Source organism: Siccirubricoccus soli (assembly GCF_024178315.1).
GTDB lineage: Bacteria > Pseudomonadota > Alphaproteobacteria > Acetobacterales > Acetobacteraceae > Siccirubricoccus > Siccirubricoccus soli.
This window is the reverse complement of record NZ_JAMZIK010000202.1, coordinates 1-7,875: the sequence shown is the minus strand read 5'-3', so window position 1 is coordinate 7,875 and position 7,875 is coordinate 1. Positions and strand designations below refer to the sequence as shown.

The 7,875-nt window shown below is 72.5% G+C and carries 8 protein-coding genes; 3 read left to right on the top strand and 5 right to left on the bottom strand.

Going from position 1 to position 7,875, the window contains the following annotated elements; translation table 11 throughout:
* Positions 1 to 182 precede the first annotated feature (182 nt).
* Positions 183 to 1,016 carry an NADPH-dependent oxidoreductase gene (locus NJ376_RS25685; protein ID WP_252956219.1) on the bottom strand — a complete coding sequence of 278 codons (834 nt, stop codon included), beginning with the start codon at positions 1,014 to 1,016 and terminating at the stop codon, positions 183 to 185.
* Between the two features lie 208 nt (positions 1,017 to 1,224).
* Positions 1,225 to 2,226 (bottom strand): Bug family tripartite tricarboxylate transporter substrate binding protein, encoded by a 1,002-nt coding sequence (locus NJ376_RS25680; RefSeq protein ID WP_252956218.1) that lies wholly within the window; start codon positions 2,224 to 2,226, stop codon positions 1,225 to 1,227.
* Positions 2,227 to 2,675: 449 nt separating this feature from the next.
* Here NJ376_RS25680 and NJ376_RS25675 point away from each other — a divergent pair, with 449 nt between their 5' ends.
* Together NJ376_RS25675 and NJ376_RS25670 are read left to right on the top strand one after the other, a co-directional pair.
* On the top strand, positions 2,676 to 3,395 hold the full coding sequence (locus NJ376_RS25675) for a transglycosylase (RefSeq protein ID WP_252956217.1): 720 nt from the start codon (positions 2,676 to 2,678) through the stop codon (positions 3,393 to 3,395).
* 491 nt (positions 3,396 to 3,886) lie between these two features.
* On the top strand, positions 3,887 to 4,288 hold the full coding sequence (locus NJ376_RS25670) for a response regulator (protein WP_252956216.1): 402 nt from the start codon (positions 3,887 to 3,889) through the stop codon (positions 4,286 to 4,288).
* Between the two features lie 77 nt (positions 4,289 to 4,365).
* On the opposite strand, the gene NJ376_RS25665 is transcribed toward NJ376_RS25670, so the two are convergent.
* The 3 genes from NJ376_RS25665 to NJ376_RS25655 form a co-directional block, all read right to left on the bottom strand.
* Positions 4,366 to 4,548: a hypothetical protein gene (locus NJ376_RS25665; RefSeq protein ID WP_252956215.1), complete on the bottom strand. Its 183-nt coding sequence runs from the start codon at positions 4,546 to 4,548 to the stop codon at positions 4,366 to 4,368.
* A 125-nt stretch (positions 4,549 to 4,673) separates the two neighbouring features.
* On the bottom strand, positions 4,674 to 5,681 hold the full coding sequence (locus tag NJ376_RS25660) for a C-terminal binding protein (protein ID WP_252956214.1): 1,008 nt from the start codon (positions 5,679 to 5,681) through the stop codon (positions 4,674 to 4,676).
* Between the two features lie 212 nt (positions 5,682 to 5,893).
* Positions 5,894 to 6,880, bottom strand: coding sequence for a cyclase family protein (locus NJ376_RS25655; RefSeq protein WP_252956213.1), 987 nt, complete (start codon positions 6,878 to 6,880; stop codon positions 5,894 to 5,896).
* A gap of 132 nt (positions 6,881 to 7,012) precedes the next feature.
* On the opposite strand from NJ376_RS25655, the gene NJ376_RS25650 reads away from it, so the two are divergent.
* Positions 7,013 to 7,762, top strand: a complete 750-nt coding sequence (locus NJ376_RS25650; RefSeq protein ID WP_252956212.1) for an SDR family NAD(P)-dependent oxidoreductase — start codon at positions 7,013 to 7,015, stop codon at positions 7,760 to 7,762.
* Positions 7,763 to 7,875: the final 113 nt, after the last annotated feature.

Genomic DNA, 7,875 nt, shown 5'->3' with positions numbered 1-7,875 from the left:
CACCGGGCGGCACGCTTCGGCGGCGGCGCGTCAGGACCGCCGCATCGCTGCCCAGCCGGCGCCCACTGCGAACCGGACCGCCCGTTGCCCAGCCGCGGCTTCGCCGCGGCAGGCTTGCGCAACGCCGGTAGCCCAGCGCCTTCCCGGGGCCCCCGCGGCGTTGCGCAGCAACGTCGTGGGGATCAGCGCAGCGGGAAGCCCAGCGTCCGCAGCGCGGATTTCAGCAGGTCGCGCCCGCGCAGCGACTTCACCGTGCCGTTGCGGCTGACGACGCGCTGCGTCCAGGTATCCGCGCTCATCTCGTTGCGCCGCGAATAGGCGCCGAGCAGCGCGTCATAGGCGGCGCGATGCGCCGGCTCGCCCGAGGCGTCATAGACCTCGCGGTGCACGATGGCGCCCTGCGCCAGGCGCGGCTTGATCTCCGCCTCCTGCGCCACGTAGCCGACGCAGAGGCCGAACACGCCGACGGCGCCCGGCGGCAGGCCCAGCGTCTCCGCCACCCGCACCACGTCATTGCGCAGCGCGCCGATATAGACGGTGCCGAGGCCGAGCGCCTCCGCCGCCACCACCGCATTCTGCGCCGCCAGCGCGGCATCGATGGCGGCGACGAGGAAGGTCTCGAGGAAGGGCAGCCCCTCCAGCGGATGCCCGGCCGCGATCCCGAGACGCTCGTTGCGCGAGGTATCGGCCAGGAAGACGAGGAAGAGCGGGCATTGCAGGATGTGCTTCTGCCCGCCCGCCACCTCCGCCAGCACGGCGCGCTTGGCGGGGTCGTCCACCACCACCACGGACCAGGTCTGCAGGTTGGAGGAGGTGGCGGCAGATTGCCCGGCTGCGATCAGCGTCTCCAGCGTGCCCTCCGGCAGCGGGTCCGGCTTGAAGCCGCGGATGGAGCGGTGGCTGAGCAGATGGCCGATGATGGCGTTCCACGGCCCGGCCGGGGGCACTGCCGCCGCGCCGTAGCGCGCCGTCAGCGCGGCCTCCTTGCCGAGCTCGATCCTGGGGGTTCCGTCCATGGCGCAGGTCTCCGTTCGCGCCAAGGCTACGCGGTCCATCCGGCTTGGCAAGAACCTGTCACGCCCGCCCCTCGCGGAAGCCCCAGACCCACGCCCAGAGATCGTGCAAAGCTCCGCCCCGAACCCGGCCGCCCGGTGTGCTGCGCGAGGCCTCGCTCATTCGGCGCCTCCGGGGGCCCATGGCGTCGCGCCAGCGACGTCATGGGGATCAGATAAGCCCCAGCCTCCGCCCGAGATCGTGGTACAATGCCACCTGCGCCCGGACATAGTCCCGCGTCTCCTCCGGCGGCAGCAGCCGCGGATAGCTGCCCACGGCGCGGGTCGCCGCCATCCAGCCCGCATCGCCGCGCAGCGCCGCGATGGCCGCCACCCAGGCCGCCTGCGCCGGCGCCGCCAGCCCCGGCGGGGCATAGAGCGCATTCCAGCCGGTGACCTCGGCCAGCGCCTCGAACTCCACCTCCCGCGCGCTCGGCACCTGCGGCAGCAGCGCGTGCCGCTCCCGCCGCAGCCCCACCACCAGCGCCCGCAACTGCCCGCCGCGAATCGCCCCGATCGTGTCGGAGAGGTTGTTGCCGAGGAAATCCACCTCCCCCGCCACCAGCGCCGCCACCGCCTCCCCGCCGCCGCGATAGGGCTTCGCCACCCCGGCATCCAGCGGCAGCCCGGCCGTGGCGAAGATGTGCCGCACGCCGAGGTCGAGCAGCGTCGCCGGCCCGGTGGTGGCGAAGCTCAGCCCGCCCGGCTGCTCGCGCAGCGCGGCCAGCAGCGTGGCGAAGCTCCGCCAGGGCGCATCGGCCCGCACGCAGACGACGAAGGGGTTCTCGTCCAGCAGGCCGAGCATGGTGAACCCGTCCCAGGCATAGGGCGTGCGCGGGTCCAGCGCCGGCAGGATGGCGGCGGCGGAAACCCGCGCCAGCAGCAGCGTCTGCCCGTCCGGCGCGGCGCGCGCCACATGCTGCGTGCCCAGCGCGCCGGAAGCCCCGGCGCGGTTCTCCACCACCATGCCGGCCCCCGGGTTGGGCAGGTGGCGCGGCGCGAAGCGGGCCAGGGTGCGGGCGGCCAGGTCCGCCGCGCCCCCGGCGGCGAAGGGCGCCACCAGGGTGACGGGCGCGGCCGGGTAGCCCCCCTCCTCCCCACGCCCCTGGGCGCGGGCCGGCACGGCAAGGGCAAGGCAGGCGGTGGAAAGAGCGCGGCGAGGCAGGCGGCGCATGGCAATGGTCCGGCGGCGATTGGGCCCCACATTGGGCCGCCCGGCGCCGCCCCGCCACCCCCTTTCGCGCCGCCAATCCTGCCGCTTTCCTGCCGCTTTTCCGCCGCCCGCGCGCCAGGACGAAGCGGCGGCGGACAAGAACGCGGATGGAAGACCGCAAGCAATGCCGTGGCACTCCTTAACTCTTCCTCCACTTTGTATTCCATTTCGGCCCGGCAATCCTGGGTTGCCCCGCCGCCGGCCCGGCCGCGCCGCCGCCCTCCGTTCACCGGAGGTTGCTGTTTTTTTCAAAGCAGGCTAACGGGAACGGCATGACGTCCGCGAACGGCACGCCGGGGGGTTTCTCCCGGCTACCCTCAGCGGCGTTCCCGCGCGGTGCGCGGGGCGCCCTCACCCCAGGGCAAGGAGCCAGAGCCGCCCCCGCGGCACGGCGTACCCGGCCTGCCTGGATGGCAGTGCTGCTGGTCTCGTCGCTGGTCCTGCCCATGGGGACGGCCCTGGCCGAGAGCATCGCCGCAGAACGCGGCGCGGTTGGGGGAGAGGTGCGCCCGCAGGCCGAGGCCCGGCTCCATCTCGCCCGCGCGCCCCGCCTGCCGGATGCGCCGCAGGAATTGCTGCCCGCGGCCCTGCCGGCGCCGCCCGCCCGCAGCCCCCAGGCCGCCTGCCTCGCCGCCGCCCGCCGGGCGGAGGAGGTGCACGGCCTGCCGCATGGCCTGCTGGTCGCCATCGCTCTGTCGGAGAGCGGGCTGCACGCGCATGCGCTGAACATTGGCGGCCGCTCCTACTTCCCGCGCGATTTCGCCACCGCCCGGGCGCTGATGCTCGGCGCCGCACCCGGCCGCTCCATCATGGCCGGCTGCGTGCAGGTGAATGCCCGCGTCCATGCCCGCGGCGCGGACTGGCCGCTGGACCCGGTCCGCTCCGCCGATTGGGCGGGCGGGCTGATCCGCCGCTGGTACACGGAAACGGGAAGCTGGGCGGAGGCGCTGCGCCGCTGGCATGGCGGCTCGGCCGCCTCCACCCGCCGCGTCATGTGCCGCGTGCGCGCGAAGCTGGAAGTCACCGCCCCGGGCTCGCAGGTGCTGCCCGATGCCGGCTGCTCCCCGACGGAGATGGCCCGCATCCGCCGCAGCGGCGAAGCCCTGCTGGAAGTGGCCGAGGCGCCCTGACCGCGGCGGCGGCGCCCGTTCCGGCGGGCGCGCCGCCTGTTGCCCTGCCCCGGGCGCGGTCCCGTTGCCACGCCCCGAGCGTAATGCCCATCGCCACACCCCAAGCGTGATGCCCATCGTCACGCCCCAAGCGTGATGCCCATCGTCACGCCCCGAGCGTAATCCCCGTCGCCACGCCCCGAGCGTGACCCCCGTCACCATCGATCGAGGGTGATGCAGGGCGACATGCCCTGCACGTGATCGCGCAGAAAGTGCTCCGCGCGACATGATGGGATCCAGAAAGGCGATGCGTGCAGCAGGGCCGCGTCCCGCCTCAATCCGCGCAGCACCTGCCTCGCGTCATGCGACACAGGATCCCAGGCCTTGCGCCGCCGCGGCTTGCACGAAACCCACAGGCGCCAGGTGACCGCTGCGTCACGCACTCGTCACGCCCGGCCGCCGCAACGGCAAGCCCGCTGCAGGATTGTGCTTCAGGGTAGGGACACGAGGCCATGCGCAAGAAGTTGCCGGTATTGTTGGTGGTAGAGGACGATGTGCTGGTGCGTCTGACCTTGGTCGATGCGCTGAGTGATGACGGGTTCGACGTATTGGACGCGGCGGATGCGCATGAGGCGATGCAATTGATCAGCAAGCGAATGGATATCTCCGCGCTGCTGACCGACATCAACCTGCCGGGCGGCGAGGACGGCTTCGCCCTGGCGCGCGCGGTGCGGCAGGTGCGGCCGGAGTTGCCGGTGATCTACGCCTCCGGCCGCTACGCCGGCGTGCCGGAAGCGCAGACCGTGGGCGGCGCGCGCTTCCTCGCCAAGCCCTTCAGCCCGACCCTGGCCACGGAGGCGATCCGCGAGTTGCTGGCCAAGCGCAAGGTGCCGGACCCGGCCTGCCGGGCCTGAGCGCCACCGCCTTCGCCAGCCTGGGCTACGGTGCCGCCCGCCCTCTGCGAGGAGGAGCGGGCGGTATGCCGTCGCGGTCAGTTCACCGCCCGGTCCACGCTGCGGCCCAGCCGCTCCACCGGGCCGCGCGGCGGGTCCACGGTGTCGCGCACCCGCTCCCCGGCGCGGTCCAGGTTGCGGCCGGCGCGCTCGGCCGGGCCTTCCCGCTCGCAGGCGGCAAGCCCGGTCAGCAAGAGTGTGGAGATCAGCAGCAGGCGCATCTTCGGTCTCCGGTTGCGGTGCCGTTCCATCGCACCAGCGGCCTTGCAGTTCGATCACGCGGCCGACAGCAATCGCGCCCGATGCGCGGCACCCTCGCCGGGCGCGGCGCCGCCAGCGGGACGGATCAATCGCTCTCCGGCGGGATGACGTTGGTGCGCTTCCCCTCCACCAGCACGTCGCGCATCGTCTCCACGCCCTTCACCCGGATGTCCCGCCACGCCTCCGGCGAATGGAAGGCGATGTGCGGCGTGATGATGAGGCGCCCGCGCAGCCATTCCTCCTGCGCGCGGTAGGCGCGCAGCAGCTCCGGCACCGGCTCCACCGGCGGCTCCACCGGAATCACGTCGAGCCCGGCGCCGGCCAGGTGGCCGTCCTTCAGGCAGCGCGCCAGCGCATCGATATCGAGGATCGGGCCGCGCGCCGTGTTCACCACCACGGCATCCTTCGGCAGCAGCCGCAGCTCCCGCTCCCCCACCAGCCCGCGCGTGTGCCGCGTCAGCGGACAATGGATGGAGAGCACGTCGGATTGCGCCAGCAGCTCCTCCAGCGTGCGGGCACGCTGGATGCCGAGGGCGCGGTCCCAGCCATTCGGCTGGTAAGGGTCGTAGAACACCACGCGGTAGCCGAAGGCCTTGGCGCGCAGCGCCGCGGCGCTGCCGATGCGGCCGAGGCCGATAATGCCGAAACTCTGCACCTCCTGCCGCCGCACGATGGCGGAGGGCATCACCGCCCAGGGCGCCGGGTTCGGCCCGCGCTGCGTATCATGGTACAGGGTCAGCCCGCGGCGCAGCGCGACGGCCAGCAGCACGGCGAATTCCGCCACCTCCTGCGTGCCGTAATCCGGCAGGTTCGCCACCAGGATGCCGCGCGCGGCGCAGGCGACGCGATCGACGCGGTCATAGCCGACGCCCATCCGCACCACGACCTTCAGCTTGGGGAAGCGCGCGATCTGCTCCGCCGGCACCCACATGCGCAGCGTCATCAGCCCATCCACCTCGGCCAGCATCTCGTCCGGCAGCTCGGCCAGGCTGGATCTGGCGTTGCCGCGGATGACGCGGACGCCAGGCCCCAGGATCTCCTGCTCGATCTGCGTGTCCGGATAGAGCCCTTCCGGCTCCAGCACCGTGAGCATGCGCCTCTTCTCCCTCCCACAAGCTTGCGAAGGGTAGGGGGCCGTCCTCAGGGCGTCGAGAGGGGCGCCGCCCCTCTCGAGCTCACCCCGCAAAGGGCCGAAAGGCCCTTTGAACCCATGAGTTTGCCGGTTCAACCGTCGGGTCTGAACTCAAGGTTTCCAAAGGCCCTTCGGCCTTTGGCGGGAGGAGCCTGAGGAGGGCAGAGCCCTCCTCAGAACAGCGCACTCGGCGCCACCGTGCTGCCCGTGCCGCCCTTCACCTTCAGCGGCTGCACCATCAGCGCGAAGGGGCCCGGCTGCCGCGCCGCGAGCTGGTCCAGCTTCATGTTCTCCAGCAGATGCACGCCGTTGATCACCAGCGCGATCTGGTGCACCGGCAGCGAGGCCTGCGGCATGGTCTTGGACGGCGCGCACTCCACCGGCCAATTGTCCGCCCCCATCAGGATCGGGTTGCGCTGGATGACGTATTCCGCCGCCGCCACGCCGATGCCGGGGCAGCTCCGCACATAGCGTGCATTGTCCCGCGCCCAGAGCGTGCCCCAGCCGGTGTGGAACAGCACCGCATCCCCTTCCTCGATGCGCAGGTTCTGCCGCTGCTGTGCCTGTTCCAGGTCGGCGACGGTGATCTCGTAGTCGTCGCCCAGCACCGGCACGCCCTTCAGCGCCGCGATGTCCAGCAGGATGCCGCGGGTGAAGATGGTGCCCACCGTGTCCACGCCCATTTCGGTGAAGCCGCCGCGGCTCATGATGCCCGGCACCTTGACGCAATTGTAGGTCTCATCGCCGATCGTCTGGTGCGGGAACATGTCGAGCTGGGTGCCCACCTGGCCGATCTCCGCCACCACCAGCTCCTCGTTGGAGCCGCGGCGATTGGCCTGCGGGTTCATGAAGGTCTGCTTCAGATGGACGTCGAAGCGCCGCGTGCCGAAGAAGGGCATGGCCTCCGACAGGGTCTGTCCCAGCTCCACGATCTCCCCGGTGCGGATCAGGGCGGCGGCGCGCTTCGCCCGCTCCGGCGTCATCAGGTTCATCGCGCCGCGACGGTCATTCGGCCCCCAGCGGCTGGGGCAGCGCTGGGACGAATCCGGCGGCGTCCAGCCTTGCGCCTGCACCGGGGTGGCGGTCAGGCCGAGATGCGCAGCGCCGCAGGCGAGGCAGCCGAGCCCTCCGAAGAGGGTCCGGCGCGAAAGCGTCTTCATGGCATTCCTCCCGAGCGTTCTTGGTCGTTCTTGCGCGGCATGGCCGCGCCGGCAGGCTGGCATATCCGCCACCGCCCTTGCCACCGTGAAGCGCCCGGGCATGATCGCGGCCCGAGGACGGAGGCAGGGCGAATGGCGGCACGGCGTTATCTCATCACCGGCGCGGCGAGTGGCATCGGCGCCGCCTGCGGCCGGCTGTTGGCGGCGCCCGGCGCCGCCCTTGCCCTGCACACGCGGAAGAACCGCGCCGGGCTGGAGGCGCTGGCCACGGAGCTCCGCACCCGCGGCGCCGAGGTGCATATCCTGCTTGGCGACCTGGCCGAGGCCGGGGCGCCCGGCCAGGTGGTGGCGGAGGCCGCGGCGGCGCTGGGCGGGCTCGATGTCCTCATCTCCAATGCCGGCTTCGCCGACCGCACGCCGGTGGCGGCGCTGAGCGACGCCGCCTTCGCCGCCAGCCATGACGCCATCGCCTTCGCCCTGCTGCGCCTGGCCCGCGCCGCGCAGCCGCATCTGGCGAAGGGGCAGGATCCACGGCTCGTCGCCGTCTCCTCCTTCGTCGCGCATGTCTTCCGCATGGAGCACCCGGTCTTCGCCGCCTCCGCCGCGGCCAAGGCGGGGATGGAGGCGCTGGTCCGCGCACTCGCCATCGAATGGGCGCCGGGCATCACGGTGAACGCGGTCTCGCCCGGCTATACGGAGAAGGATGCCGGCGCGCATGCCGCGTTGAACCCGGAAGCGAAGGCGGAACGCTGCCGCCACATCCCGCTCGGCCGCTACGGCCGGACGGAGGAGGTGGCGGCGGCCATCGCCTTCCTCGCCTCCCCTGCCGCCTCCTACATCACCGGCCAGGTGCTGCGGGTGGATGGCGGCATCACGGCCTGATCCCCCAGCCTTCCGGGCAGGGCCGCACGCCCCTGGCGTCGCCATGGCAGGCATGCCGCGCGGCCGGCGGCGCGCTCAGCCGATAGCGACGCTGCGCCCCGGGGCGGTGCCTC

Coding starts and splice junctions, on each gene's coding strand:
- NJ376_RS25685 (WP_252956219.1), bottom strand. CDS start 1,016: ATGGACGGAACCCCCAGGATCGAGCTCGGCAAGGAGGCCGCGCTGACG.
- NJ376_RS25680 (WP_252956218.1), bottom strand. CDS start 2,226: ATGCGCCGCCTGCCTCGCCGCGCTCTTTCCACCGCCTGCCTTGCCCTT.
- NJ376_RS25675 (WP_252956217.1), top strand. CDS start 2,676: ATGGCAGTGCTGCTGGTCTCGTCGCTGGTCCTGCCCATGGGGACGGCC.
- NJ376_RS25670 (WP_252956216.1), top strand. CDS start 3,887: ATGCGCAAGAAGTTGCCGGTATTGTTGGTGGTAGAGGACGATGTGCTG.
- NJ376_RS25665 (WP_252956215.1), bottom strand. CDS start 4,548: ATGCGCCTGCTGCTGATCTCCACACTCTTGCTGACCGGGCTTGCCGCC.
- NJ376_RS25660 (WP_252956214.1), bottom strand. CDS start 5,681: ATGCTCACGGTGCTGGAGCCGGAAGGGCTCTATCCGGACACGCAGATC.
- NJ376_RS25655 (WP_252956213.1), bottom strand. CDS start 6,880: ATGAAGACGCTTTCGCGCCGGACCCTCTTCGGAGGGCTCGGCTGCCTC.
- NJ376_RS25650 (WP_252956212.1), top strand. CDS start 7,013: ATGGCGGCACGGCGTTATCTCATCACCGGCGCGGCGAGTGGCATCGGC.